The sequence below is a fragment of the Arthrobacter sp. NPDC058130 genome, assembly GCF_042884475.1.
Classification (GTDB): domain Bacteria; phylum Actinomycetota; class Actinomycetes; order Actinomycetales; family Micrococcaceae; genus Arthrobacter.
Genome location: NZ_JBHVTV010000005.1, coordinates 125,794 through 151,076, shown reverse-complemented (window position 1 = coordinate 151,076; position 25,283 = coordinate 125,794). Strand labels below are relative to the sequence as shown.

Here is a 25,283-nt window from a genome sequence, read left to right as displayed (position 1 = left end):
AGCGGAGATTCATCTGGTGCAGGCGGCCGGACTCCGGTCAGCTGCAGTCCGGCCAAACCGGGGTGCGGCCGTCTGCACGAACAGGCTCTAGGCACTAGCATTAGTACCTGAATCTGCAATTTCACCAATCCAAAGCCCCCCAAGTAGACTTACTGGAGTTTCTGTCGCGACAAGCGCGGCCGAAGGGTAAGTCATTTGAAAACGTTCTAGGAGGAACCTGTGGCAAAGGCAAAGTTCGAGCGGACTAAGCCGCACGTTAACATCGGTACCATTGGTCACGTTGACCACGGTAAGACGACGCTGACGGCCGCCATTTCCAAGGTGCTGTACGACAAGTACCCGACTCTCAACGAGAAGCGTGACTTCGCGTCGATTGACTCTGCTCCCGAAGAGCGTCAGCGCGGCATTACCATCAACATCTCCCACGTTGAGTACCAGACCGAGAAGCGCCACTACGCACACGTAGACGCTCCGGGTCACGCTGACTACATCAAGAACATGATCACCGGCGCTGCTCAGATGGACGGTGCAATCCTCGTGGTTGCCGCCACTGACGGCCCGATGGCCCAGACCCGTGAGCACGTTCTGCTCGCCCGCCAGGTTGGCGTTCCCTACCTGCTGGTCGCGCTGAACAAGGCTGACATGGTCGATGACGAAGAGCTCCTCGACCTCGTCGAAATGGAAGTTCGTGAGCTGCTCAGCTCGCAGGGCTTCGACGGCGACGAGGCTCCCGTTGTTCGCGTTTCCGGCCTGAAGGCCCTCGAAGGCGACCCCGTCTGGGTCAAGTCCGTTGAGGACCTCATGGCAGCAGTCGACGAGTCCGTTCCGGACCCGGTACGCGACCGTGACAAGCCCTTCCTGATGCCGATCGAAGACGTCTTCACGATCACCGGTCGTGGCACCGTTGTTACGGGCCGCGCCGAGCGTGGAACCCTCGCGATCAACTCCGAGGTCGAGATCGTCGGCATCCGCCCGGTCCAGAAGACCACGGTTACCGGTATCGAGATGTTCCACAAGCAGCTCGACGAAGCATGGGCCGGCGAGAACTGTGGCCTCCTGCTCCGCGGTCTGAAGCGCGACGATGTCGAGCGTGGCCAGGTTGTCGTCAAGCCGGGTTCCATCACCCCGCACACCGACTTCGAGGCTAACGTCTACATCCTCTCCAAGGACGAAGGCGGGCGTCACAACCCGTTCTACTCCAACTACCGCCCGCAGTTCTACTTCCGCACCACGGACGTCACCGGCGTTATCACCCTGCCGGAAGGCACGGAAATGGTTATGCCCGGCGACAACACTGAGATGACCGTTGCGCTCATCCAGCCGATCGCAATGGAAGAGGGCCTCGGCTTCGCTATCCGCGAAGGCGGCCGCACCGTTGGTTCGGGACGCGTCACCAAGATCATCAAGTAGTACTTGCTGATCAATGGTTATCCCGGCCGCCTGACGGTCACGGAAAACTAACGGAACAGCCCCGCTGCACTTGCAGCGGGGCTGTTCCTTTTAAGTTCCTGATACCTTTGCAGGAAGGGAAAGGAGCTCACCATGGGCTGGTTCATTTTTCTGCTCATCGTCGTCGCGGCCGTCATCGTGTTCTTTTGGGCGAAGCGGCACTTCCGCCAGGAGATCGAGCGCGCCAAGCGCATCAACCGGGCGAACCGCAACCAATAGTCCGGCCACGCAAGAACTCAGGCCCGCCGGGCACGCGCGAGGGCCTGGTACCAGTAGTACGAGTCCTTCGGCGTGCGCTGCAGCGTCTTGAAATCCACATGCACCAGGCCGAAGCGCTGTGAGTAGCCCGCCGCCCATTCAAAGTTGTCCATGAGCGTCCAGACGTAGTAGCCAAGCAGGTCGACGTCGTGGGCGATGCCCCCCGGCGAGGTGGCATCCACCGCCTCGGCCAGATGCGCGGCGAGGTAGCTGATCCGCCCGGCGTCGGGGATGGGGCCGGTGACATGGTCCGGTTCCGGGAAACTCGCCCCGCTCTCGGTGATGTAGACCGGCGGCAACGCCCCGCCATACCTGTCCTTCAGCTCCCGGAGCAGGATCCCCAAATGGTCCGGAGCGACCGGCCAGCCGAAACCCGTGAGCTCGTACTCCGGAAACGCGGCCAGGTGGAACGGGACTTTCAACATCTCCTCCACGGTCCCCGAAGGAGTGTTGACGCCGCGCCCCGTCGCCACCTTCACGGGGTAGTAATAGTTCAGGCCATAGAAATCCAGCGGCTGGTGAATTGTGGCCAGATCCGCATCGGTGATGTTCCCCAGGTACCGGAACCACGGCCGTGCGACCAGCGGCGGCTTGGGAAAACGGCCCATGAGGATCGGATCCGCGTAAAGACGGTTCAGCACGAGGTCGAACATCCTGGCCAGCAGCCGGTCCGTCAGCGAACCCGAAGCCGGCCGGACGGGGGAATGCAGGTTCGTCACGCCGACGCCGCCGCGGACACCTGCAGCCCGCAGCGCCTGCACCGCGAGACCGTGGCCCAGCAGCTGATGGCGTACGGACGGCAGGGCATCGAAGAGCAGGCCGCAGCCGGGGGCATGGACGTCCATGGCATAGCCGTTGAGCGTGACCGAGGCGGGCTCGTTCAGCGTCACCCACTGCGCCACGCGATCGCCGAACCGTTTGCCGGCGGCCGCGCAGTACTCGGCGAACCGCTCCGCCGTCGAACGGTTCATCCAGCCGCCCCCGTGCTCGAGGGGGAGCGGGGTGTCCCAATGGTAGAGGGTGGCCATGGGGGAGATGCCGGCGGCGAGCAGCCGGTCGATCAGGCGGTCGTAGAAGTCCAAGCCCGCGGCGTTGAAGCGGCCGGTGCCCCCGGGCTGGACCCGCGGCCACGAGATGGAGAAGCGGTAGGAGTCGATTCCGAGCTCGCGCATAAGCCCGACGTCTTCGGCCGCCCGGTTGTAGTGGTCGCACGCGACTGCGGGGGAGTGGCCGTGCAGGATGTTCCCCGGCTTCTCGGCAAAGGCGTCCCACCCGGAGGGCCCGCGACCGCCGGCCGCGAGGGCACCCTCGATCTGGAAGGCCGCGGAGGCAACGCCCAGGGTGAACCCGGGGCTCAGGCGGGCGGCGAGGGCCTGAACTGCTACAGAATCCTGCACAGTCATGCCCCTATCATCCATTCAACCGGCGGTTCACGACAACGGCCGAACGGTAACGCTACCGACAGTGACTGCACTACAGCGATTGCACTGCAGCGATTGCACTGCAGCGATTGCACTGCCGTGCAGAGGGCTGATTCGCTTCTGCCCATAAATTCCGGCATACTAGATGAGTTGTTCAAGCGCTCTTTCGCGTCCCGATCCGGATAATGCCGGGTGCCAGGGTCCAGGTAAGAGACCAAACATAACCCACTCCCCACGGAATTGCGGACGACTACGTGTGAAAACGTGCGACACGCCCGACCGCGGGGGTCGGTTACGCCGGCAGGTTGAGGAACCCGGATTCTTCCGGATTCAGCTTGTGCGGCGGGTGGTAGTCACGACTTCAAATGCCTCGGCAGCCACATACAACAGGTAAGTAAACAGAGCAGCATTTACTGAAAGAGAGTCAGGCGACATGGCGGGACAAAAAATCCGCATCCGGCTGAAGTCATACGACCACGAGGTCATTGACGTTTCAGCACGGAAGATCGTTGAGACGGTCACGCGCGCAGGCGCAACGGTAGTCGGCCCTGTGCCGCTGCCGACGGAGAAGAACGTTTACTGCGTTATCCGCTCTCCGCACAAGTACAAGGACAGCCGCGAGCACTTTGAAATGCGCACGCACAAGCGTCTGATCGACATCATCGACCCCACGCCCAAGGCTGTTGACTCGCTCATGCGTCTCGACCTGCCGGCCGACGTGAACATCGAAATCAAGCTGTAGGGAGGTGCTGAGAGACTATGACCGCAACCCGTAACGTAAAGGGCCTGCTGGGCACGAAGCTCGGCATGACCCAGGTCTGGGACGAGAACAACAAGCTCATCCCCGTCACTGTGGTCCAGGCTGACTCGAACGTCATCACGCAGCTGCGCAATGCAGAAACTGATGGCTATGTCGCCGTTCAGATCGGCTACGGCCAGATCGATCCCCGCAAGGTCACCAAGCCGCTGGCTGGTCACTTTGAAAAGGCAGGCGTCACGCCTCGCCGCCACGTCGTAGAACTGCGCACTGCAGATGCTGACTCTTACGAGCTGGGCCAGGAGCTCTCCGTAGAGCTCTTCGAAGCCGGCCAGAAGATCGACGTCGTTGGCACCACCAAGGGTAAGGGCTTCGCCGGTGTTATGAAGCGTCACGGCTTCCACGGCGTTGGAGCTTCCCACGGTGCCCACAAGAACCACCGTAAGCCCGGTTCAATCGGTGGCGCATCCACCCCGAGCCGCGTCTTCAAGGGCATGAAAATGGCCGGCCGCATGGGCGCCGTTCGTCACACCACGCTGAACCTCACGGTCCACGCGGTTGACGTCGAGAAGTCGCTGCTCCTTATCAAGGGCGCCGTTCCCGGTGCCCGCGGCCAGGTCGTACTCGTACGCACCGCCGTGAAGGGAGCCTAGTTCAATGACTAGCACTGTCAAGGTTGACCTGCCTGCAGAGATCTTCGACGTACAGACCAACGTGCCGCTGCTGCACCAGGTCGTCGTTGCCCAGCTCGCTGCTGCTCGCCAGGGTACCCACAAGACCAAGACCCGCGCCGAGGTTTCCGGTGCAGGTCGCAAGCCGTTCAAGCAGAAGGGCACCGGCCGCGCCCGTCAGGGTTCCATCCGTGCTCCTCACATGACCGGTGGTGGCGTTGTCCACGGCCCCACGCCGCGTGACTACAGCCAGCGCACCCCCAAGAAGATGATTGCTGCTGCACTGCGCGGCGCACTCTCGGACCGCGCCCGCAACGGCCGCGTCCACGTCGTTGCTGACCTGGTTACCGGCTCCAAGCCGTCCTCCAAGGAAGCACTGGCAACCCTGCGCGGAGTTTCCGAGCGCAAGAACCTGCTCGTTGTCATTGAGCGCGCCAACGATGTTGCTGCACTGTCCGTGCGCAACCTCGAGGAAGTTCACGTTCTGTACGCAGACCAGCTGAACACCTACGACGTGCTCGTTTCCGACGACGTAGTCTTCACCAAGGCTGCCTACGAAGCATTCGTTGCTGACAAGGTTGCAAAGAACGAGGAGGATGCCAAGTGAGTGCAGCCACCATCAAGGACCCGCGCGACGTCGTGCTTGCACCCGTTGTCTCGGAAAAGAGCTACGGCCTGATCGATGAGGGCAAGTACACCTTCCTGGTGGACCCCCGTTCGAACAAGACCGAGATCAAGCTGGCCGTGGAGAAGATTTTCTCCGTCAAGGTCGAATCGATCAACACCATCAACCGTGCCGGTAAGCGCAAGCGCACCAAATTCGGCTGGGGTACCCGCAAGAACACCAAGCGTGCCATTGTGAGCCTCAAAGAAGGCACTATCGACATCTTCGGCGGTCCGCTTTCATAGCGGAGACCACTTTAACGAGGAAATAAATTATGGGAATCCGTAAATACAAGCCGACTACTCCGGGCCGTCGTGGCTCGAGCGTAGCGGACTTCACTGAAATCACGCGGTCGACGCCGGAAAAGTCGTTGGTACGTCCCCTCCCGAAAAAGGGTGGCCGTAACAACTCCGGTAAGATCACGACCCGTCACAAGGGTGGTGGACACAAGCGTCAGTACCGTCTGATCGACTTCCGTCGCCACGACAAGGACGGCGTCAACGCCCGCGTTGCCGAAATCGAGTACGACCCGAACCGCACGGCTCGGATCGCCCTCCTGCACTACGTTGATGGCACCAAGCGTTACATCATCGCCCCGAACAAGCTGTCCCAGGGCGACTTCGTAGAGGCCGGCGCCGACGCTGACATCAAGCCCGGCAACAACCTTCCGCTGCGCAACATCCCGGTCGGTACCGTAATCCACGCAGTCGAACTGCGTCCGGGTGGCGGCGCCAAGATGGGCCGCTCCGCCGGCGCATCGATCCAGCTCGTTGCAAAGGAAGGCCGTTTCGCCCAGCTGCGTCTGCCTTCCGGCGAAATCCGCAACGTTGACGTGCGCTGCCGCGCAACCGTCGGCGAGGTCGGCAACGCCGAGCAGTCGAACATCAACTGGGGCAAGGCCGGCCGTATGCGCTGGAAGGGCGTTCGCCCGACTGTCCGTGGTGTAGCCATGAACCCGGTTGACCACCCGCACGGTGGTGGCGAGGGTAAGACGTCCGGTGGACGTAACCCCGTCAACCCCAACGGTAAGCGCGAAGGCCGCACCCGCCGTCCCAACAAAGAGAGCGACAAGCTTATTGTTCGTCGCCGTCGTACTGGCAAGAACAAGCGATAGGAGCCTGGACACATGCCACGCAGCCTGAAAAAAGGTCCTTTCGTTGACCAGCACCTCTTTGTGAAGGTAGCCAGGGAAAACGAAAAGGGCACCAAGAACGTCATCAAGACCTGGTCCCGCCGCTCGATGATCGTCCCCGACATGCTCGGCCACACGATCGCCGTACACGACGGACGCAAGCACATCCCCGTGTTTGTCACTGAGTCGATGGTCGGGCACAAGCTCGGCGAATTCGCTCCCACGCGGACATTCCGCGGCCATGTCAAGGACGACCGTAAGGGCAAGCGCCGCTAGGCGCCTGCACTTACGTCAAAGACGAGAGAAGGAAAGCAATGGAAGCCAAGGCAATTGCGCGTCACATCCGCGTAACGCCTATGAAGGCCCGGCGCGTCGTCAACCTTGTTCGTGGTAAGCAAGCGAATGAGGCTCTGGCAATTCTGAAGTTTGCCCCGCAGGCAGCTTCGGAGCCGGTATTCAAGGTAGTTCAGTCGGCAATCTCCAACGCCCGGGTCCTCGCGGACCGCGACGGCGTGGCGTTTGACGAAGGTGACCTCATCATCAGCGAAGCGTTTGTTGATGAAGGCCCGACCATGAAGCGGTTCCAGCCGCGAGCCCAGGGTCGTGCATTTCAGATCAAGAAGCGCACGAGCCACATCACCGTGGTAGTCGCTACCCCGGAGAAAGAGGAGGCTCGCTAAGTGGGACAGAAAGTTAACCCGCACGGGTTCCGACTCGGCATCACCACCGATCACGTATCGCACTGGTTTGCTGACAGCACCAAGGCCGGACAGCGGTACAAGGACTTCGTTCGCGAAGACATCCGCATCCGCCAGCTCATGTCCACGGGCATGGAGCGCGCCGGCATCGCCAAGGTCGAAATCGAGCGCACCCGCGACCGTGTCCGCGTGGATATCCACACGGCACGTCCGGGCATCGTCATCGGCCGCCGCGGCGCTGAAGCAGACCGCATCCGCGGCGAGCTCGAAAAGCTCACGGGCAAGCAGGTACAGCTGAACATCCTCGAGGTCAAGAACCCCGAGATGGAAGCCCAGCTTGTTGCCCAGGGCGTTGCAGAGCAGCTCACTTCCCGCGTGGCGTTCCGCCGTGCGATGAAGAAGGCCATGCAGTCCGCACAGCGTGCCGGTGCCAAGGGCATCCGGATCGCTTGCTCGGGTCGACTGGGCGGCGCAGAAATGTCCCGCTCGGAGTTCTACCGCGAAGGCCGTGTGCCCCTGCACACCCTGCGTGCGAACATCGATTACGGCTTCTACGAGGCCAAGACCACCTTCGGCCGCATCGGCGTGAAGGTCTGGATCTACAAGGGCGACGTCACTGCCAAGGAACTGGCTCAGCAGGCAGCTGCTGCTCCGTCCCGTGGCCGTGCCGGCGACCGCCCGGGCCGCCCGGGTGGCGCTGACCGTGGTGACCGCCGCCGTCGTCCCGAACGCGCCGCAGCTGAGGCAGCTCCGGCTGCCGCCGAGGCTCCGGCAGTTGAGGCTGCACCTGCTGCAGTAGAAGGAGGACAGGCTTAAATGCTTATCCCACGTCGAGTCAAGCACCGTAAGCAGCACCACCCGGGTCGTTCCGGCGCTGCTACGGGCGGCACCCAGGTCTCCTTCGGTGAGTGGGGCATCCAGGCTCTGAGCCCGGCCTACGTCACGAACCGTCAGATCGAATCTGCCCGTATCGCGATGACCCGCCACATCAAGCGTGGCGGAAAGGTCTGGATCAACATCTACCCGGACCGTCCGCTGACGAAGAAGCCTGCTGAAACCCGCATGGGTTCCGGTAAGGGTTCTCCGGAATGGTGGGTCTCAAACGTCAAGCCGGGCCGGGTTCTCTTCGAACTCTCCGGTGTCAGTGAAGAGGTAGCTCGCGAGGCCCTGCGCCTGGCAATCCACAAGCTGCCGTTGAAGGCACGCATTGTGCGTCGCGAAGGTGGTGAGTAGAAATGGCAGTAGGATCCAAGGAACTTGCATCCGCACAGCTGGACGGTTTCGACAACGAGCGTCTCGTTGAAGAACTCCGCAAGGCCAAGGAAGAGCTGTTCAACCTGCGTTTCCAGTCCGCCACCGGTCAGCTGGAGAACCACGGTCGTCTGCGCGCGGTAAAGAAGGACATCGCCCGCATCTACACCGTTCTCCGTGAGCGCGAGCTGGGCATTCGTGCCGAGGTTGCCGCACCGGTTGTGGAAGCCAAGGAAGAGAAGAAGTCCAAGAAGGCTGCAACCAAGAAGGCTGAAAAGGCTGAAACGGTTGAAACCGAGGAGGACGCCAAGTGAGTGAAAAGGACGAGAACGTGACGGAAACTGTTTCCGACGCAGCCAAGGCTGACGAGCGCGGTTACCGTAAGACGAAGCGCGGCTACGTCGTCTCGGACAAGATGGAAAAGACCATCGTTGTCCAGGTCGAAGACCGCGTCAAGCACGCCCTCTACGGCAAGGTCATCCGCCGCAACGCCAAGATCAAGGCTCACGACGAAGAGAACAGCGCCGGCATCGGCGACCTCGTGCTCCTCGCCGAGACCCGCCCGCTGTCCGCTACGAAGCGGTGGCGCCTGGTCGAGATCCTCGAAAAGGCCAAGTAACACCTGCAGCTTTGCTGCTTGTTGATACAGCAGAAGCCCTCGTTCCCCTTTGGGGGAGCGGGGGCTTCCGCGTTGCCCGGGGGGCTGCCGGAGCCGGACGCTTCCGGCGTTGCAGACTGACGCGTGCCGGCCGCGGCGTCACGCAGAGCAAGCTTTGGGAAGGCGCACGACGGCGGCTGGCCGGGTTTGCGGGGCTGCACGGGATCACCGGCGGACGGCGGGCCCAAAGGCTGTCATGCGTGACGCCGTCGGGAGCGGTGCCGGCCAGCGTTTCCTGACCCGGGCCGACGTGTGCCGGCGGCAGGGCTGTGATATGGGGATACGCCCAAAACGTGCTAAGATTTTGAGTTTGTATGGCGCCTTTTGCGCGCCGACATCAACCTCGTAAACAATCGTGCCACGGCATAGTGCCCCCTTGCGCCCCGACTCGTCGGGGACCGCCTGGGAAGCAAATGTTTTTGGCACGGGCGTTTAGGCCTGGTCTGGCAAAATCCAGGCAGGTCAAGAGACACCCCGATCAACCGTTCCGCAAGGCTCATTCCGTAGGAAAAATTTCGGTCTGAGAACCAGCGCGACGCAAGGAGTAAATAGTGATTCAGCAGGAGTCGCGACTCAAGGTCGCCGACAACACGGGTGCTAAGGAAATCCTTACCATTCGCGTTCTCGGTGGATCTGGCCGTCGCTACGCAGGCATTGGCGACGTGATCGTCGCTACCGTCAAGGACGCAATTCCGGGCGGCAACGTAAAGAAGGGCGACGTCGTCAAGGCTGTCATCGTCCGTACCAAGAAGGAACGCCGCCGTGCGGATGGTTCCTACATCAAGTTTGACGAGAACGCAGCCGTCATCCTGAAGAACGACGGTGACCCCCGCGGTACCCGTATCTTCGGACCGGTTGGTCGTGAACTTCGCGACAAGAAGTTCATGAAGATCGTTTCTCTGGCTCCGGAGGTGCTCTAGTCCATGGCTAAGATCAAAAAGGGTGACCTCGTTCAGGTCATCACTGGCGCCAAGGCTGAGCGCGGCGGCGACAAGGGCAAGCAGGGCAAGGTTCTGCGCGTCTTCCCCGAGACCAACCGCGTGTTGGTCGAAGGCATTAACCGCGTAACCAAGCACACCAAGGTCGGTCAGTCGCAGCGCGGCACCAAGACCGGTGGCATCGAGGTCGTCGAGGCTTCAATCCACATCTCCAACGTGGCTCTGGTTGACCCCTCCACCAAGAAGCCCACCCGCGTCGGTTTCCGCACCGAGACCGTTGAGCGCGATGGCGTGAAGCGTGAAGTGCGCGTCCGCGTGGCCAAGAGCTCAGGGAAGGACATCTAATGACTGAGACTCTCGAGACTCCGGCAAGCAAGATCGTTCCTCGTCTGAAGACCAAGTACGCCGATTCCATCAAGAACTCGCTGACTGAGGAATTCAAGTACCAGAACGTCAACCAGGTTCCCCGCCTGGTCAAGGTCGTTGTGAACATGGGTGTTGGAGATGCCGCCAAGGACTCCAAGCTGATCGACGGCGCTGTCCGCGATCTGACCCTGATCACCGGCCAGAAGCCGCAGGTCACCAAGGCCCGCAAGTCGATCGCTCAGTTCAAGCTGCGCGAAGGCATGCCCATTGGTGCACACGCAACTCTGCGTGGAGACCGCATGTGGGAATTCCTGGACCGTCTGGTCACGCTGGCCCTGCCGCGTATCCGCGACTTCCGCGGCCTCAGCGGCAAGCAGTTCGATGGCAACGGCAACTACACCTTCGGTCTGACCGAGCAGGTTATGTTCCACGAGATCGACCAGGATTCCATTGACCGCGTTCGCGGCATGGACATCACCGTCGTGACCACTGCCAAGACCGACGACGAAGGCCGCGCGCTGCTCAAGGCGCTTGGCTTCCCGTTCAAGACCGAAGACTAATCTAGCTACGTAAAAGGTCCGACCGCGCTGGCCCCGAATTCTGTTCGGGATATGCAGCACGGCGGAAACCGTTATGAGGAAGGGCACGAGCCCACATGACAATGACAGATCCCGTCGCAGACATGCTTACGCGTCTGCGCAACGCTAACTCGGCATACCACGACACCGTGACCATGCCGTACAGCAAGCTCAAGGCACGCGTTGCTGACATCCTGAAGGCTGAAGGTTTCATTGCCTCCTGGAAAGAAGAAGACGCTGAGGTTGGCAAGAAGCTGACCCTCGAGCTCAAGTTCGGTCCGAACCGCGAGCGTTCCATCGCTGGCGTTCGTCGTATTTCCAAGCCGGGACTGCGCGTTTACGCAAAGTCCACCAACCTGCCGCACGTGCTCGGTGGCCTGGGTGTCGCAATCCTGTCCACCTCTTCCGGCCTCCTGACTGACAAGCAGGCCGGCAAGAAGGGCGTGGGCGGCGAAGTCCTCGCTTACGTCTGGTAACGGGAAAGGAAGAGAATAATGTCACGTATTGGACGTCTCCCCATCACCGTTCCTGCCGGCGTTGAGGTCAAGGTTGACGGCTCTGTCGTCAGCGTCAAGGGTTCCAAGGGCGAGCTGAGCCACACTGTGGCCAGCCCGATCGAGGTTTCCCTGGAAGATGGCACCCTGACTGTCGCCCGCCCGAACGACGAGCGCGCCTCACGTTCGCTGCACGGCCTGACCCGCACCCTGATCGCCAACATGATCCAGGGTGTCACCGCAGGCTACGAGAAGAAGCTTGAGATTGTCGGTACCGGTTACCGCGTCCAGGCCAAGGGTTCTGACCTGGAGTTCGCTCTGGGCTACAGCCACCCGGTCAACGTCTCGGCACCGAACGGCATCACCTTTGCAGTTGAGACCCCGACCAAGCTCTCTGTTTCAGGCATCTCCAAGCAGCAGGTCGGCGAGGTTGCTGCCAACATTCGCAAGCTGCGGAAGCCGGACCCCTACAAGGGCAAGGGCATCCGTTACGCAGGCGAAGTCATCCGCCGCAAGGTCGGAAAGGCTGGTAAGTAACCATGGCGATCGCAATTAACAAGAAGCGTACGAACAAGAGCAAGTCTGCCCAGCGCAGCCGCCGCCAGCTTCGTATCCGCAAGCGCATCTCCGGTACGGCTGTACGCCCTCGTCTGGTCGTCAACCGCTCCGCACGTCACGTATTCGTCCAGGTTGTCGATGACACCAAGGGCCTGACCGTGGCAAGCGCCTCCACATTGGAAGCCGACCTTCGTGCATTCGACGGTGACAAGACCGCCAAGGCCAAGCGCGTTGGCGAACTGGTCGCCGAGCGTGCCAAGGCTGCCGGTATCGAAGCAGTTGTCTTCGACCGCGGTGGTAACAAGTACCACGGCCGGATCGCCGCCGTCGCTGACGGCGCACGTGAAGGTGGGCTGGCACTGTGACCGAAAATAACGAAAAGGACATTCAGGTGACTGAAGCTGTAGCTGCTCCGGCAACTGAGACCGCTGCGCCTGCTACCACTGACGACCGCCGTGGTGGCGCCCGTCGTGGCGAGCGTGGCGACCGCGGCCAGGGCCGTGGCGACCGTGGCGGCCGTGGTGGCCGTGACGGCGGCCGCGAAGCCGAGAAGAGCCAGTTCGTAGAGCGCGTTGTAACCATCAACCGTGTTTCCAAGGTCGTCAAGGGTGGTCGTCGCTTCAGCTTCACCGCTCTCGTCGTCGTCGGTGACGGCAACGGCATGGTCGGCGTTGGCTACGGCAAGGCTAAAGAAGTTCCTGCCGCTATCGCGAAGGGCGTTGAAGAGGCCAAGAAGTCCTTCTTCCGCGTTCCGCGCATCGGCAACACCATCCCGCACCGCGTTCAGGGTGAGGCCGCCGCAGGCGTCGTCATGCTGCGTCCGGCTTCCGCCGGTACCGGTGTTATCGCCGGTGGCCCGGTCCGTGCAGTACTGGAGTGCGTGGGCATCCACGACATCCTCTCCAAGTCGCTCGGTTCCTCCAACGCCATCAACATCGTTCACGCGACCGTTGATGCCCTGAAGCGCCTCGAAGAGCCGGCAGCAGTGGCAGCACGCCGCGGCCTCCCGCTCGACGAGATCGCTCCGCCGGCAATGGTGAAGGCGCTCCTGAACCAGAAGGCAGGTGTCTGAGTCATGGCTAAGAACCTGATTCCCTCCGACGCCCAGTTGGAGATCACTCAGATCAAGTCCGCCATTGGCGGCAAGCAGAACCAGCGCGACACCCTTCGGTCCCTCGGCCTGAAGCGGATCGGACACACCGTTGTCCGCACCGCCGACGCCGTGACCGTTGGAATGCTCAACACGGTTCCGCACCTGGTAAAGGTAGAGGAGGCGAAGTAAATGGCAGAGAAGAACACCGCCGAAAAGGCACAGGGCGCCGCTGAGAAGCAGAACGCACTGAAGGTTCACCACCTGCGTCCCGCCCCGGGTGCCAAGACCGCCAAGACCCGCGTTGGTCGTGGTGAAGGTTCCAAGGGTAAGACCGCTGGTCGCGGTACCAAGGGTACGAAGGCCCGCTACCAGATCAAGGCTGGCTTTGCCGGCGGCCAGCTGCCGCTGCACATGCGCCTGCCGAAGCTGCGCGGCTTCAAGAACCCGTTCCGGGTTGAGTTCCAGGTTGTAAACCTGGACCGGCTCAACGAGCTGTTCCCGGAAGGTGGCGCAGTCACCGTGGAGAACCTGGTCGAAAAGGGTGCCGTTCGCAAGAACCAGCCCGTCAAGGTGCTGGGCACCGGCGACATCACCGTCAAGGTTGACGTCACCGTCCACGCATTCTCGGCCAGCGCCGCAGAAAAGATTGCCGCAGCAGGCGGAAGCACCACCGCCCTCTAACGAGGCGGCGGGGCAGTTGCCCGTTGTTGAAACTCCCGGCACCGGGGGCTCAGGCCCCCGGTGCCGGGAGTTTTTTTCAATTTCCGGGCCCCGCCGATTGTTCGCCGCACGCATCCACCGGTTAGACTCGGTTGTTGGGTTTATTTGACCTATCTCACACGACTTTACTTATTACTCAGGAGGACGCTTGCTTAGCGCATTTGGCCGGGCCTTTCGCACGCCTGATCTGCGACGCAAGTTGTTGTTCACGCTGGGAATCATCACAATCTTCCGCTTGGGTGCCTTCATCCCCTCGCCTGGTGTGAGCTACCAGAATGTCCAGCAATGCTTGCAGAACGGTCAGACCTCGGGCGGCATCTACCAGCTCGTCAACCTGTTCAGCGGCGGTGCATTGCTGCAGGTCTCCATCTTTGCCCTCGGCATCATGCCGTACATCACCGCCAGCATCATCGTCCAGCTGCTCCGGGTGGTCATTCCCCGGTTCCAGCAGCTGTACGAGGAGGGCGCATCCGGGCAGTCGAAACTGACCCAGTACACGCGCTACCTCACGATCGCGCTCGGCCTGCTCAACGCCACCACGCTGGTGTCGCTGGCACGTTCCGGGCAGCTGCTGCCCAACTGCCAGCTGCCGATCATTCCGGACACCTCGATCGTCACCACGGTCCTGATCATCATCACGCTCACGGCCGGCACCGGCCTGATCATGTGGATGGGCGAGCTCGTGACCGAGAAGGGCGTCGGCAACGGCATGTCCCTGCTGATCTTCACGTCCATTGCGGCAGGCTTCCCCGGATCGCTCGGTGCGATCTGGAAGGCCCAGGGCCCCGGCACGTTCTTCCTGGTCCTGATCATCGGCCTGCTCACCGTGGCCCTCGTGGTCTTCGTGGAGCAGTCCCAGCGCCGGATCCCGGTGCAGTACGCCAAGCGCATGATCGGACGCCGCACCGTCGGCGGAACCAGCACGTACATCCCCATCAAGGTGAACATGGCCGGCGTCGTGCCCGTCATCTTTGCCTCGTCCATGCTGTACCTGCCGGGGCTGATCTCACAGTTCAACCAGCCCAAGGCCGGCGAGCCGATGCAGCCCTGGGTCGAGTGGATCAACAACAACCTGACCAAGGGCGACCACCCGATCTATATGGCACTGTATTTCGCCATGATTGTGTTTTTCACCTACTTCTATGTTGCGATTACTTTCAACCCTGAAGAGGTCTCGGACAACATGAAGAAGTACGGTGGCTTCATTCCGGGCATCCGCGCCGGCAAGCCGACGGCGGACTATCTTCAGTACGTCCTATCCCGGATCACCCTGCCCGGAGCCTTCTACCTCGGCTTCGTGGCACTGATCCCGCTGGTTGCACTCGTCCTGATCAACGCGAACCAGAACTTCCCGTTCGGCGGCACCTCGATCCTGATCATGGTGGGCGTCGGTCTGGAGACCGTGAAGCAGATTGATGCGCAACTACAGCAACGTCACTACGAAGGGCTTTTGCGATGACGAGAATGTTGATTATCGGACCCCCCGGCTCCGGCAAGGGAACGCAGGCGGAACGCATTTCGGAGCGCCTCGGCGTCGTTGCGATTTCCACCGGCGACATCTTCCGCGCCAACGTCAAGGGTGAGACTCCGCTCGGCGTCGAAGCCAAGAAGTACATGGATGCCGGCGACTTCGTCCCGGACAGCGTCACCAACAAGATGGTGCGCGACCGCCTCAGCGAAGGCGACGTCGAAAACGGCTTCCTGCTGGACGGGTACCCCCGCACCACCGCGCAGGTGGACTACCTCGATGCGATCCTCGCCGACGCCGACCAGAAGCTCGACGTCGTCCTGCAGCTCACCGCGGACGACGAAGAACTGGTCACGCGCCTCCTGGGCCGTGCCAAGGAAACCGGCCGCAGCGACGACAACGAAGGTGTTATCCGTCACCGGCTGGACCTGTACCACGAGCAGACCGAACCCGTTGTGGCCAAGTATGCCGAACGCGGCATCCTGACCCAGGTGGACGGCATCGGCGCCATTGACGACGTCACCGAGCGCGTCATGGAAGCGATCAAGTCGGCCCAGGCCGCCTGATCCCTGGACTGAGGCCCTCCCGCTAGGGCACCACTGAAGGGCGCGTTCCGTACCATCGTGTACGGGACGCGCCCTTTCGCTGTTGGGCGGCACTGTTTGGTGGCGCCGGCTCCTGGGGCGGGCGGCCTGTTCGGGACTGGCGTGCCGGTGCTGGAGAATAGAGCGTGAAGACGTGGGTTGAAGGCCCATGGTGGAGGACCGGGCTGAAGTGCGCCCGGACCGCGAGAGAAAATTCTGAGGGTTTAGATGGCATTCGGCCAGGCACGCATTGAATACAAGACCAACGCCCAGATGCGCACGATGCACGAGGCCGGGCTTGTCCTGAGCCGTGCACTGGATGCGGCCGTTGCCGCGGCGGCCCCGGGCGTCACCACGGCCCGGCTGGACGAGGTCTTCGCCGCCGTACTCCAGGACGCCGGCGCCAAGTCCAACTTCCTCGGCTACCACGGGTTCCCGGCCACGATCTGCACCTCGGTGAACGAGGAGGTTGTCCACGGGATCCCCGGCGGCCGGGTGCTGCAGGACGGCGACATCATCTCGATCGACGGCGGCGCGATTGTGAACGGCTGGCACTCCGACTCGGCGCGGACCGTGATTGTGGGCACCGCCGATCCCGAGGACGTGCGCCTGTCCGACGTCACCGAGGAAGCGATGTGGCGGGGGATCGCGGCCCTGGCCACCGGCAAATTCGTGGGCGACATCGGCAACGCAGTGGACGACTACGTCTCCTCCGTGCCGGGCAAGCCGCTGGGCATCCTGGAAGACTACGTGGGCCACGGCATCGGCTCCGAGATGCACATGGCCCCGGACGTGCTGAACTACCGCACCAGCCACCGCGGGCCGAAGATCCGCCCGGGACTGTGCCTTGCCATCGAGCCCATGCTGGTCCGCGGCAGCATCGACACCGCGATCCTCGAGGACGACTGGACCGTTGTCACTACGGACGGCAAGCGCTCCTGCCAGTGGGAGCACTCCGTCGCCGTGCATGAGAAGGGGATCTGGGTCCTTTCGGCGCCCGACGGCGGAGCGGCGAAACTCGCGCCGCTCGGCGTCGTTCCCGTCCCGATTCCCTAGGCTCCGTTCCCTAGGCCCCGCGACGCACGCGGCGACGCGCAAGTTTTCTGGAGACACGGAAAATCCCTGGCGACACCGAAATTCGGAAGCGCCAGGGATTTTGCGTGTCGGCGGCGCAGCGAAGCCTGTTTGCCGCAGGATTCCATAACGTTTGTTTTTGCGGCCGGGTGGCCTCCCTGGCGCGTCCCCTTCGGCTTCGGTCCTCCGCCGGGGCGCACAATGGAGCCATGACAGCAACAGGGGCGATCACCGACGTCGCCGGGATCCGGGTAGGACACGTCCAGAAGATAGGCGACGGCTGGCTGAGCGGGGTGACTGTCATTCTTCCGCCGCCCGGCACGGTGGGCTCCGTCGACGTCCGCGGTGGCGGCCCTGCAACGCATGAGACGGACTCCCTGGATCCCACCACGCTGTCCTCGAACGTGGACGCCGTAGTACTGACCGGGGGGAGCGCCTACGGCCTGGCAACGGCGGGCGGGGCCATGCGCTGGTGCGAGGAGAACGGCCGAGGCTTCGCCGTCCCCGGCGGGCTGGTTCCGATCGTGCCGGCGGCAGCAATCTTCGACCTGGGCCGCGGCGGCGATTTCACCGCCCGCCCGGACGAGGAGATGGGCTACGCGGCCACCGCCGCCGCCGCGGCTCGCCAGGAAGGGCACGACGTCGAACGAGGCAACGTCGGAGCCGGCACTGGAGCAGCAATCGGCCGGGGCACCTACAAAGGGGGAGTGGGCACAGCTTCCCTCACCCTGGACAACATGTCCCAAGAGGGCCCGGTGGTCGTGGGAGCGATAGCCATCGTCAACGCCCTGGGGCTGCCCTTCGACGCATCCGGAGTGAACGCCGCAAGGAATGCGAATCCGGGCGGGGCGGCGGATCTGGAACCCGGAAGCGTGCGTCTAAGCGAGGAACGAGCGAGCACGCGGAGGGTTTCGGATTCGCCGCCCCTGAACACAACCCTCGTCGTCGTCGCCACGAACGCCGTCCTGAGCAAGGCCGACTGCAAGCGGACGGCCTCCGCTGCCCACGCCGGCCTGGCCCGGGCACTGAACCCCAGCCACACCCTTGCCGACGGCGACACCGTGTTCGCGTTGGCGACGGGCGCCGTCGAGCTTGACAGCAGTACCCCCGCCGCCCGGCACATAAGGCTGATTGAGCTGCAGAGCGTGGCTGCCGACGTCGTCCGGCTGGCCATCCTGGACGGGATCTCCCGGGCGGAAGCCGTGGAGACGGCGGCGGGGACGCTAGGTGCGTACGGACGCTGAGTGCGCTACGATGGCTGGATTTAACTCTCGATTTAACAATCGCGCCGCAATGGCGTAGTGTTGTCTGTTGGTTGTCTGCCCCGTTGTGCCCTTTTGTGGTCGGGTGGCACCAACCAACCAATCAAAAACGTCCGCGGTCATGACCGGTGCAATCCGGGAGGCTGCGGCAACAACAGTTAGCGGAGGGTATGGCCAAGAAGGACGGGGTCATTGAGATCGAGGGCGTTGTGACCGAGGCGCTGCCCAACGCGATGTTTCGCGTTGAGCTCACCAACAAGCACATCGTTCTGGCACACATCTCTGGAAAGATGCGCCAGCACTACATCAGGATCCTCCCCGAGGACCGCGTAGTGGTGGAGCTGAGCCCTTACGACCTGACACGTGGTCGTATCGTCTACCGCTACAAGTAAACACTGGGCGGCCAGGGCAATAGCCAAAGGGCCGGTCCAGCTGACCAACTGCAACACGCAAAGGAACGCCATGAAGGTCAAGCCGAGCGTCAAGCAGATCTGCGAAAAGTGCAAAGTGATCCGCCGTAATGGCCGGGTCATGGTGATCTGCGAGAACCCGCGCCACAAGCAGCGCCAGGGCTAATTTCCTTCACGGGAAATCCTGGGTTGCTAACCCACGCAAGTAAATAAAGGCAGCACAAGCTGAATTGGGACGTATGGGCCCGGACAGCTAACCCCTGGTCGGAGGCCGGGGCCGCACTGAAAGTGCGGGTGTACTGCCTACGACCTCCGGTTTATACAAGGAGTACTGCCAATATGGCTCGTCTCGCTGGCGTAGACATTCCCCGCGAAAAGCGGCTGGAAATTGCGCTTACTTACATCTACGGCGTGGGCAAGACCCGTGCACACGAAACCCTGGCTGCTACCGGCATCAGCGCTGACGTTCGGGTCAAGGACCTGACCGACGCGCAGCTGGTTGAGCTGCGTGACTACATTGAAGGCAACTACAAGGTTGAGGGTGACCTTCGCCGCGAGGTAGCCGCCGACATCCGCCGCAAGGTTGAGATCGGCAGCTACGAAGGCCTGCGTCACCGCAAGGGCCTGCCCGTACGCGGTCAGCGTACGAAGACCAACGCCCGTACCCGCAAGGGCCCGAAGCGTACCGTCGCCGGCAAGAAGAAGGCCCGTTAATCCCTGAGGGATTAGCTCGGTTTTCCCCCGATAACTTTCTGTAGGAGAAAAAATGCCCCCGAAGACTCGTGGCGCGGTTCGCAAGCCGCGTAAGAAGGACAAGAAGAATATCGCGCTTGGCCAGGCGCACATCAAGAGCACCTTTAACAACACCATCGTGTCCATCACGGACCCGACCGGTGCTGTCATCTCCTGGGCTTCCTCCGGTGAGGTTGGCTTCAAGGGCTCGCGTAAGTCCACCCCGTTCGCTGCCCAGATGGCCGCCGAAGCCGCCGCAAAGCGTGCACAGGAGCACGGCATGCGCAAGGTTGACGTGTTCGTCAAGGGACCGGGTTCCGGACGCGAAACCGCCATCCGCTCGCTGCAGGCCGCTGGCCTTGAGGTTGGCTCCATCCAGGACGTCACACCCAGCGCCCACAACGGCTGCCGTCCCCCGAAGCGCCGCCGCGTCTAAGGCTTTCCAGCGCCCAGGAGCTTGCCCGGACCGTCACAGGTCCGGGCAGGCCCGGCCGCGTTAAGTCTTCAGACCGATCTTTCCACCACCTGTGTTGCGTCATATAGCGGATGCTCGCCGAAAGGAAACCTAAGTGCTCATTGCACAGCGCCCCACCCTCTCCGAAGAGGTCGTCTCCGAAAACCGCTCCCGGTTCATCATCGAACCGCTGGAGCCGGGCTTTGGTTACACCCTCGGAAACTCCCTCCGCCGTACCCTGCTCTCCTCCATCCCCGGTGCCTCTGTAACGAGCATCCGGATCGATGGCGTGCTGCATGAGTTCACCACGGTTCCGGGTGTCAAGGAAGATGTCACCGAGATCATCCTGAACATCAAGAACCTGTCGGTTTCCTCCGAGCACGACGAGCCGGTTGTTGCTTACCTGCGCAAGCAGGGACCCGGAGTCGTCACCGCCGCGGACATCGCTCCGCCGGCCGGCGTCGAATTCCACAACCCGGATCTGCACATTGCCACGCTGAACTCGAAGGGCAAGTTCGAACTCGAACTGACCATCGAGCGCGGTCGCGGCTACGTTTCGGCAGCTCAGAACAAGTCCGGCGACTCCGAGATCGGCCGCATCCCGGTCGACTCGATCTACTCGCCGGTCCTGAAGGTTACTTTCCGCGTGGAAGCTACCCGTGTTGAGCAGCGCACTGACTTCGACAAGCTCATTGTCGACGTCGAGACCAAGCAGGCAATCGCCCCGCGCGACGCCGTTGCTTCGGCAGGTACCACCCTGGTGGAACTGTTCGGTCTGGCCCGCGAGCTGAACACCGCAGCTGAAGGTATCGAGATTGGCCCGTCGCCGACGGACGCTGCCCTGGCAGCTGACATGGCCCTGCCGATCGAGGATCTGGACCTGACGGTCCGTTCCTACAACTGCCTCAAGCGTGAGGGCATCCACACCGTGGGTGAACTCGTTGCCCGCTCCGAGGCTGACCTCATGGACATCCGTAACTTCGGTGCGAAGTCCATCGATGAGGTCAAGGCCAAGCTGGTCGAACTGGGCCTGTCCCTCAAGGACTCCCCTCCCGGTTTCGATCTCGCAGCACGCGCCGCAGCCATCGAAGAGGACGACGCCGCGTTCAGCGACGACGAGCTCTAACCAACAGAACTTGGCCGGCCGGCTGGATGCACCCTGGCGTGCACAGCCCAACGGCTTCCATAAGGAGAAACTATTATGCCTACCCCCGCTAAGGGTCCGCGCCTCGGCGGCGGAGCGGCTCACGAGCGTCTCATGCTCGCGAACCTGTCCGCTGCACTGTTCGAGCACAAGCGGATCACCACCACGGTGACCAAGGCCAAGCGCCTGAAGCCGTACGCCGAGCGCCTGGTGACTTTCGCCAAGCGTGGCGACCTGGCTTCCCGCCGCCGTGTCCTCGGCCTGATCAGCAACAAGGGCGTCGTCCACGAGCTGTTCACCGACATTGCACAGGCAGTGGAGAACCGCGACGGCGGCTACACCCGCATCACCAAGATCGGCAACCGCAAGGGCGACAACGCTCCCATGGCTGTCATCGAACTGGTTCTCGAGCCGGTTTCCGCGAAGCAGGCCGTTGTAGCCGAGGCTACCTCCGCCGCCAAGAAGGACGCAGACAAGAAGGACGCCGACAAGAAGGACGCCGCGAAGGCCGAAGCAGCTCCGGTTGCCGAGACCGAAGAGGCTCCCGAGGCTGAGGTCGTTGAGACTGAAGCTGCAGCTGCCGAAGAGGCTCCGGCCGCTGAGGAAGCAGCCGTTGAGTCCGAGAAGGACGCGAAGTAATTCGCTAAAACCTTCTTATAGACTTAAGTCTATGAACGAGCTCAAACCCGCTGCCCCCGTCTTGGGGGGCGGCGGGTTTTTGCGTATCCGGATGGATGTGGCGTACGACGGCGGCCCCTTCAGCGGGTGGGCGGTGCAGCCGGGACTGCGCACAGTCCAGGGCGTTCTCGAGGAGGCCCTTGAACTGCTGATCCGCCGCCCGGTCCGCGTCACGGTGGCCGGCCGTACCGACGCCGGGGTGCATGCCCGCGGCCAGGTGGTCCACCTGGACCTCACCGAGGCAGAGTGGCTGGGCCTTAACCGCGGTGCTGAACTGGATCCCGCCGTTGCCCTGCTCCGCCGCCTCCGCGGCGCCCTGAGCCGGGGCCTGGGGGACCTCAGCGGGGCGATCGAGGTGCACAGGGTGAGCATGGCGCCCGAAGGATTCGATGCCCGCTTCTCGGCCCTCTGGCGCCGCTATTCGTACCGGATCGCTGACGGCCCCGCGCTGTGGGATCCGCTGGGCCGCGCCTGGACCCTCTGGCACAAGGTCCCGCTGGATGTGGGGCTCCTCAACGAAGGTGCCGCGCGGCTGCTGGGGCTCCAGGATTTCCGCTCGTACTGCAAGCCCCGCGAGGGCGCCACCACCATCCGGGAACTGCAGCGCTTCGAGTTCGCGCGCGGCACCGACGGGGTCATCGTCGTCACCGTCCAGGCCGACGCGTTCTGCCACAACATGGTCCGGTCCCTGGTGGGCTCGGCGCTGTACGTCGGGGAGGGTGCAGAGGCCCCGGGCTGGCTCTACGAGCGGCTGCTCGCCCGGCAGCGCGACGCCAGGTCCGTGCTGGCCGCCCCGCATCCGCTGGTGCTCGAGGAAGTGGCCTACCCTTCTGACAGCGGCCTGCTGGCCCGCGCCGAACTGACCCGGGCCCTGCGCGCCTAAGACCGCCGATCTTCCCCAGTTTCTACGGCACGAGGCCGCCAGACGCCGGCGGTTCGGAACGCCACGCCGGCCGGGAGTCCCGAAGGTGGGGAAACTCCGCCGCAACCGGCAGCCGGTGACCCTGGACATGACGCTAGAAAGCGGCCGGGGGCCCGTCGGCGGGAAGCTCGAGGGTGAACGTGCTCCCGTGTCCTGGACGGGTGCGGCAGGAGATGGATCCGCCGTGCCGCTCCACGATGGCTTTGGTGATGGACAGCCCCAGGCCGGCCCCCGGAATGGAACCGTCGCGGACTGCCGGGCTGCGGAAGAAGCGGGTGAACACCCGGCTGGCGTCGGCGGCCGTCATGCCCATGCCGGTGTCTTCGACGTGGAGGCGCACCAAGCCGTCGCCGGTAGTGGCGGAGACCCGCACCGATCCGCCGTCGGGTGAGTACTTGATCGCGTTGGAGACGAGGTTGTCCAGGGCCTGGCTGATCCGGAGCGGATCCACGTGGGCCCACAGCGGGCCCCGCACGTCCATGGCGAGGGAGACGCGGGACGCCTGGGCCTGGGCCTGGGCCGAGCCGAGACTCGCCTCCACCAGCCCGGCGAGGTCGGTGCGGCGGGGGTGGACATGGAGCGCGGCGCTGGCGGACATGAGAAGGTCGGACACCAGCGCCAACAGCCGTTCCGCGTTGCGCTGCGCCACTTCGACGCGGCGCACCACCGGGCTGTCCAGGCCTTCGGTGTCGGCGAGCACCAGATCCAGGTTCCCGATGATGGACGTCAGCGGCGTGCGGAACTCGTGGGAAACCGTGGAGACCACCTCGTCTTTCGCCGCGAGGGCGTCCACCAGGCCGGTGACCTCGTTGAAGACCACCACGGCCCCGCGGAAGTCATCGGCGTCGTCCTTCAGGGGCCGGGCCCCCGTGGAGACGACCCGGCTGGCCGGCCCCTCGCCGAAGCAGACGAGATAGTCGGCGAAAGACTCGCCGCCCAGCGCCCGCCGGATGGGGCGGCGCTCCAGGGGCAGCGGCGTGTTTCTGTCCTGCCCGGTCAGCACCAGCCGGCCTTCTTCCGCCGGGACTTCTTCCGCGCCCGATTCCGACGCCGGCCGGGCCGCCGCCTGCGCCGCCGCCGGGACGGGGGCAGGCGAGCCGGGCGCGGCGACCGCGGATTCCTCCAGCTGCGTCTGCCAGCTGTTCGTCAGGAGGCGGCGGCCGTCGGCGTCGACGGCCACGATCCCGACGTCGACAGTGTCAAGAATGGTATTCAGGAGCCGTTCGCGCTCCCGACTGTCCGCGAGCAGGACCTCCAGCTCGGCTTCCTTGGACTTGATCCGCCATTGCTCGTGCCGCAACCGCGCCCGCGCGAAACGCATGGCCAGACAGACCGCAGCCATCATCAACGGCACCAGCAAGGCTTCGGCGATGCGGGCCGCAAGAGGTGCCGCACGGTCCGCGAGGAGCCACGGCGCGGCGGCCAGCAGGGGCACGGTGAAGCTGAGCCATAGGCTTGCGGGGGCGGACAGCCGGGATGCCGAGATCCACACCACGGGCAGCACCGAGAGAATCCCGGGATCCGGCAGGCCAGCCGAACTGCCGTCACGAAGGAGTCCGATCGCGACGAGGCCCAGGACGGGGATGGCCAGCGGCACCAACGGCCCGAGGCGCTGCCAGGGAACCGTCACGCAGGCCACGAGGAGCACAGCCTGCAGGCCGAGTGCGTACCGGCACAAGGTGCTGTCCGGAAGTGCGGGCCAGGCGGCGGGGGCTGCGAGGACGATTCCAGCCATCATCACGGCCAAAGGCAACTGGCACATGAAGACCCGCGCGCGCGGCCCCAAAGCCTTGCCGTATCGATCCACACCGCGGATCAGCCGCTGTCTAAGCAAAGACGCCGCGCCCCCTTCCCGTTGACCCATTTTTACACCTTGTGTCACGCAAATTTGACACAATTCGAAGTTTTGCTATTTCTGTTACCTGGCAGCGAAGAATTTGCCCCGTAGGGTGGGTATTCTGACAGTGCCGGCTGGGGCCGACGGGATTAGTGTTGCTGCCGCATCCGCGGGCGGCAACGTAGCGTGCCACGTGAGGGGGGCCATGACCGACCTTGGAGTCGCCGTCGTAGTAGAAGACGACGAAGATGTTCGGAACCTTGTTGAAGCCGTATTGAGCCAGGCGGGCTTCGAAGTTCATTCCGCGGCCGGCGGGCGGGAAGGCGTCGACGTCGTCAGGGCGCAGGAGGCGAGCGTGGTCACCCTGGATGTCGGGCTGCCCGATATCGATGGTTTCGAGGTGCTGCGCCGGATCCGGCAGTTCAGCGACGCGTACGTGGTCATGTTGACGGCGCGTACCGACGAACTGGACACTTTGACGGCATTTCACACCGGAGCCGATGACTTCCTGGCGAAGCCTTTCCGGCCCCGCGAATTGCGCGCCCGCGTGGGTGCCATGATGCGCAGGCCCCGGCAGGAGATCCGGGCCGGGCAGGTACCCGGTCCTGAGGCTCCCGCCGCGGAAGCGACCCAGAGTCCCGTCCTGCGCCACAACGGGCTGGACCTGAACCCCGAGACGCGGACCGTGAGCGTCGACGGCGTGGCTGTCAGCCTGACGCGAAGCGAGTTCGACCTTCTGCAGGCCCTCCTCAAAGGTGCCGGCGCCGTGCGGTCCAAAACAGAACTGGTGCGGGTGGTCCGGGGCGATTACTACCGGGCGGATGCCTACATCAGCGAATCCGATGAACGCGCCGTCGAGGTGCATATCGGCAACCTCCGGAGGAAGCTCGGCGAGGACCCGGTGGAACCGCGCTGGCTGCAGACCGTCCGGGGTGTGGGCTACCGGTTGGCGCCGCAGCGGTAGCCCACTGGCTGTCCGGCGTCCGCGAGACCTGAAGGGGTCAGGGGTCCG

Annotated in this window: 36 protein-coding genes; 34 read left to right on the top strand and 2 right to left on the bottom strand. The window is 63.4% G+C overall.

Features of this window, described 5'->3' with window-relative positions; translation table 11 throughout:
• Nucleotides 1–219 precede the first annotated feature (219 nt).
• Together tuf and ACFVTM_RS11560 are read left to right on the top strand one after the other, a co-directional pair.
• Nucleotides 220–1,410: an elongation factor Tu gene (gene tuf / locus ACFVTM_RS11565; protein ID WP_018773660.1), complete on the top strand. Its 1,191-nt coding sequence runs from the start codon at nt 220–222 to the stop codon at nt 1,408–1,410.
• 132 nt (nt 1,411–1,542) lie between these two features.
• Nucleotides 1,543–1,668 carry a hypothetical protein gene (locus ACFVTM_RS11560; RefSeq protein WP_390203590.1) on the top strand — a complete coding sequence of 42 codons (126 nt, stop codon included), beginning with the start codon at nt 1,543–1,545 and terminating at the stop codon, nt 1,666–1,668.
• A gap of 17 nt (nt 1,669–1,685) precedes the next feature.
• Here the strand turns inward: ACFVTM_RS11560 and ACFVTM_RS11555 are convergent, their stop codons facing one another.
• Nucleotides 1,686–3,110, bottom strand: coding sequence for a GH1 family beta-glucosidase (locus tag ACFVTM_RS11555; protein WP_390203588.1), 1,425 nt, complete (start codon nt 3,108–3,110; stop codon nt 1,686–1,688).
• A gap of 451 nt (nt 3,111–3,561) precedes the next feature.
• Between ACFVTM_RS11555 and rpsJ the strand changes: the two genes are divergently transcribed.
• The 31 genes from rpsJ (at nt 3,562) to truA (ending at nt 22,395) form a co-directional block, all read left to right on the top strand.
• On the top strand, nt 3,562–3,870 hold the full coding sequence (rpsJ, locus tag ACFVTM_RS11550) for a 30S ribosomal protein S10 (protein ID WP_003803825.1): 309 nt from the start codon (nt 3,562–3,564) through the stop codon (nt 3,868–3,870).
• A 17-nt stretch (nt 3,871–3,887) separates the two neighbouring features.
• Complete coding sequence (gene rplC / locus ACFVTM_RS11545; RefSeq protein WP_003803812.1) at nt 3,888–4,538, top strand: 50S ribosomal protein L3; 651 nt, start codon at nt 3,888–3,890, stop codon at nt 4,536–4,538.
• Between the two features lie 4 nt (nt 4,539–4,542).
• On the top strand, nt 4,543–5,163 hold the full coding sequence (rplD, locus tag ACFVTM_RS11540; RefSeq protein ID WP_390203586.1) for a 50S ribosomal protein L4: 621 nt from the start codon (nt 4,543–4,545) through the stop codon (nt 5,161–5,163).
• Nucleotides 5,160–5,465, top strand: coding sequence for a 50S ribosomal protein L23 (rplW, locus tag ACFVTM_RS11535; RefSeq protein ID WP_018773664.1), 306 nt, complete (start codon nt 5,160–5,162; stop codon nt 5,463–5,465). Before rplD ends, rplW begins: the two co-directional genes overlap by 4 nt.
• A gap of 29 nt (nt 5,466–5,494) precedes the next feature.
• Nucleotides 5,495–6,334: a 50S ribosomal protein L2 gene (gene rplB, locus ACFVTM_RS11530; protein WP_390203585.1), complete on the top strand. Its 840-nt coding sequence runs from the start codon at nt 5,495–5,497 to the stop codon at nt 6,332–6,334.
• A gap of 12 nt (nt 6,335–6,346) precedes the next feature.
• Nucleotides 6,347–6,628 (top strand): 30S ribosomal protein S19, encoded by a 282-nt coding sequence (gene rpsS, locus ACFVTM_RS11525; protein WP_018773666.1) that lies wholly within the window; start codon nt 6,347–6,349, stop codon nt 6,626–6,628.
• Between the two features lie 38 nt (nt 6,629–6,666).
• Nucleotides 6,667–7,032, top strand: coding sequence for a 50S ribosomal protein L22 (rplV, locus tag ACFVTM_RS11520; RefSeq protein ID WP_003803798.1), 366 nt, complete (start codon nt 6,667–6,669; stop codon nt 7,030–7,032).
• Entirely contained in the window at nt 7,033–7,866 is an 834-nt protein-coding gene (rpsC, locus tag ACFVTM_RS11515) for a 30S ribosomal protein S3 (RefSeq protein ID WP_390203583.1), read from the top strand.
• On the top strand, nt 7,867–8,283 hold the full coding sequence (rplP, locus tag ACFVTM_RS11510) for a 50S ribosomal protein L16 (RefSeq protein WP_018773668.1): 417 nt from the start codon (nt 7,867–7,869) through the stop codon (nt 8,281–8,283).
• Between the two features lie 2 nt (nt 8,284–8,285).
• Entirely contained in the window at nt 8,286–8,615 is a 330-nt protein-coding gene (gene rpmC / locus ACFVTM_RS11505; RefSeq protein ID WP_066436863.1) for a 50S ribosomal protein L29, read from the top strand.
• Nucleotides 8,612–8,920 (top strand): 30S ribosomal protein S17, encoded by a 309-nt coding sequence (gene rpsQ, locus ACFVTM_RS11500; RefSeq protein ID WP_051628707.1) that lies wholly within the window; start codon nt 8,612–8,614, stop codon nt 8,918–8,920. The genes rpmC and rpsQ overlap by 4 nt, the downstream gene beginning before the upstream one ends.
• Before the next feature lie 590 nt (nt 8,921–9,510).
• On the top strand, nt 9,511–9,879 hold the full coding sequence (rplN, locus tag ACFVTM_RS11495; RefSeq protein ID WP_003803789.1) for a 50S ribosomal protein L14: 369 nt from the start codon (nt 9,511–9,513) through the stop codon (nt 9,877–9,879).
• A 3-nt stretch (nt 9,880–9,882) separates the two neighbouring features.
• Entirely contained in the window at nt 9,883–10,242 is a 360-nt protein-coding gene (gene rplX, locus ACFVTM_RS11490; protein WP_024366125.1) for a 50S ribosomal protein L24, read from the top strand.
• Nucleotides 10,242–10,823: a 50S ribosomal protein L5 gene (gene rplE, locus ACFVTM_RS11485; protein ID WP_091563108.1), complete on the top strand. Its 582-nt coding sequence runs from the start codon at nt 10,242–10,244 to the stop codon at nt 10,821–10,823. Before rplX ends, rplE begins: the two co-directional genes overlap by 1 nt.
• 95 nt (nt 10,824–10,918) lie before the next feature.
• Nucleotides 10,919–11,317, top strand: a complete 399-nt coding sequence (gene rpsH, locus ACFVTM_RS11480; protein ID WP_390203582.1) for a 30S ribosomal protein S8 — start codon at nt 10,919–10,921, stop codon at nt 11,315–11,317.
• Between the two features lie 18 nt (nt 11,318–11,335).
• A complete protein-coding gene (gene rplF, locus ACFVTM_RS11475; RefSeq protein ID WP_011692797.1) occupies nt 11,336–11,872 on the top strand; it encodes a 50S ribosomal protein L6 in 537 nt (178 codons plus the stop codon).
• A gap of 2 nt (nt 11,873–11,874) precedes the next feature.
• Complete coding sequence (gene rplR / locus ACFVTM_RS11470; RefSeq protein ID WP_018773674.1) at nt 11,875–12,258, top strand: 50S ribosomal protein L18; 384 nt, start codon at nt 11,875–11,877, stop codon at nt 12,256–12,258.
• 26 nt (nt 12,259–12,284) lie between these two features.
• A complete protein-coding gene (gene rpsE / locus ACFVTM_RS11465) occupies nt 12,285–12,965 on the top strand; it encodes a 30S ribosomal protein S5 (protein ID WP_377985280.1) in 681 nt (226 codons plus the stop codon).
• Between the two features lie 3 nt (nt 12,966–12,968).
• Nucleotides 12,969–13,175: a 50S ribosomal protein L30 gene (gene rpmD / locus ACFVTM_RS11460; RefSeq protein ID WP_056626615.1), complete on the top strand. Its 207-nt coding sequence runs from the start codon at nt 12,969–12,971 to the stop codon at nt 13,173–13,175.
• Nucleotides 13,176–13,667 carry a 50S ribosomal protein L15 gene (gene rplO / locus ACFVTM_RS11455; RefSeq protein ID WP_390203581.1) on the top strand — a complete coding sequence of 164 codons (492 nt, stop codon included), beginning with the start codon at nt 13,176–13,178 and terminating at the stop codon, nt 13,665–13,667. It begins immediately after the preceding gene.
• Nucleotides 13,668–13,854: 187 nt separating this feature from the next.
• Entirely contained in the window at nt 13,855–15,165 is a 1,311-nt protein-coding gene (secY, locus tag ACFVTM_RS11450; protein WP_390203580.1) for a preprotein translocase subunit SecY, read from the top strand.
• A 5-nt stretch (nt 15,166–15,170) separates the two neighbouring features.
• The gene (locus tag ACFVTM_RS11445; RefSeq protein WP_390203687.1) at nt 15,171–15,740 is read left to right on the top strand and encodes an adenylate kinase; all 570 of its coding nucleotides are present in this window, start codon (nt 15,171–15,173) and stop codon (nt 15,738–15,740) included.
• Between the two features lie 246 nt (nt 15,741–15,986).
• Nucleotides 15,987–16,814 carry a type I methionyl aminopeptidase gene (gene map, locus ACFVTM_RS11440; protein WP_390203579.1) on the top strand — a complete coding sequence of 276 codons (828 nt, stop codon included), beginning with the start codon at nt 15,987–15,989 and terminating at the stop codon, nt 16,812–16,814.
• 227 nt (nt 16,815–17,041) lie between these two features.
• Entirely contained in the window at nt 17,042–18,076 is a 1,035-nt protein-coding gene (locus ACFVTM_RS11435) for a P1 family peptidase (protein WP_390203578.1), read from the top strand.
• A gap of 188 nt (nt 18,077–18,264) precedes the next feature.
• Entirely contained in the window at nt 18,265–18,486 is a 222-nt protein-coding gene (gene infA / locus ACFVTM_RS11430) for a translation initiation factor IF-1 (protein WP_009358723.1), read from the top strand.
• Nucleotides 18,487–18,556: 70 nt separating this feature from the next.
• Entirely contained in the window at nt 18,557–18,670 is a 114-nt protein-coding gene (gene rpmJ, locus ACFVTM_RS11425) for a 50S ribosomal protein L36 (RefSeq protein WP_009358722.1), read from the top strand.
• 173 nt (nt 18,671–18,843) lie between these two features.
• Nucleotides 18,844–19,218 carry a 30S ribosomal protein S13 gene (gene rpsM / locus ACFVTM_RS11420; RefSeq protein WP_003803743.1) on the top strand — a complete coding sequence of 125 codons (375 nt, stop codon included), beginning with the start codon at nt 18,844–18,846 and terminating at the stop codon, nt 19,216–19,218.
• Nucleotides 19,219–19,270: 52 nt separating this feature from the next.
• Complete coding sequence (rpsK, locus tag ACFVTM_RS11415) at nt 19,271–19,672, top strand: 30S ribosomal protein S11 (protein ID WP_056737824.1); 402 nt, start codon at nt 19,271–19,273, stop codon at nt 19,670–19,672.
• A 133-nt stretch (nt 19,673–19,805) separates the two neighbouring features.
• On the top strand, nt 19,806–20,816 hold the full coding sequence (locus ACFVTM_RS11410) for a DNA-directed RNA polymerase subunit alpha (RefSeq protein WP_018773683.1): 1,011 nt from the start codon (nt 19,806–19,808) through the stop codon (nt 20,814–20,816).
• Nucleotides 20,817–20,891: 75 nt separating this feature from the next.
• Nucleotides 20,892–21,473: a 50S ribosomal protein L17 gene (gene rplQ / locus ACFVTM_RS11405; RefSeq protein WP_390203577.1), complete on the top strand. Its 582-nt coding sequence runs from the start codon at nt 20,892–20,894 to the stop codon at nt 21,471–21,473.
• A 31-nt stretch (nt 21,474–21,504) separates the two neighbouring features.
• Nucleotides 21,505–22,395: a tRNA pseudouridine(38-40) synthase TruA gene (truA, locus tag ACFVTM_RS11400; RefSeq protein ID WP_390203576.1), complete on the top strand. Its 891-nt coding sequence runs from the start codon at nt 21,505–21,507 to the stop codon at nt 22,393–22,395.
• 133 nt (nt 22,396–22,528) lie between these two features.
• Here the strand turns inward: truA and ACFVTM_RS11395 are convergent, their stop codons facing one another.
• Complete coding sequence (locus tag ACFVTM_RS11395; protein WP_390203686.1) at nt 22,529–24,172, bottom strand: sensor histidine kinase; 1,644 nt, start codon at nt 24,170–24,172, stop codon at nt 22,529–22,531.
• A 304-nt stretch (nt 24,173–24,476) separates the two neighbouring features.
• Here ACFVTM_RS11395 and ACFVTM_RS11390 point away from each other — a divergent pair, with 304 nt between their 5' ends.
• Nucleotides 24,477–25,235, top strand: coding sequence for a response regulator transcription factor (locus tag ACFVTM_RS11390; protein WP_390203575.1), 759 nt, complete (start codon nt 24,477–24,479; stop codon nt 25,233–25,235).
• The last annotated feature ends 48 nt before the right edge of the window (nt 25,236–25,283 follow it).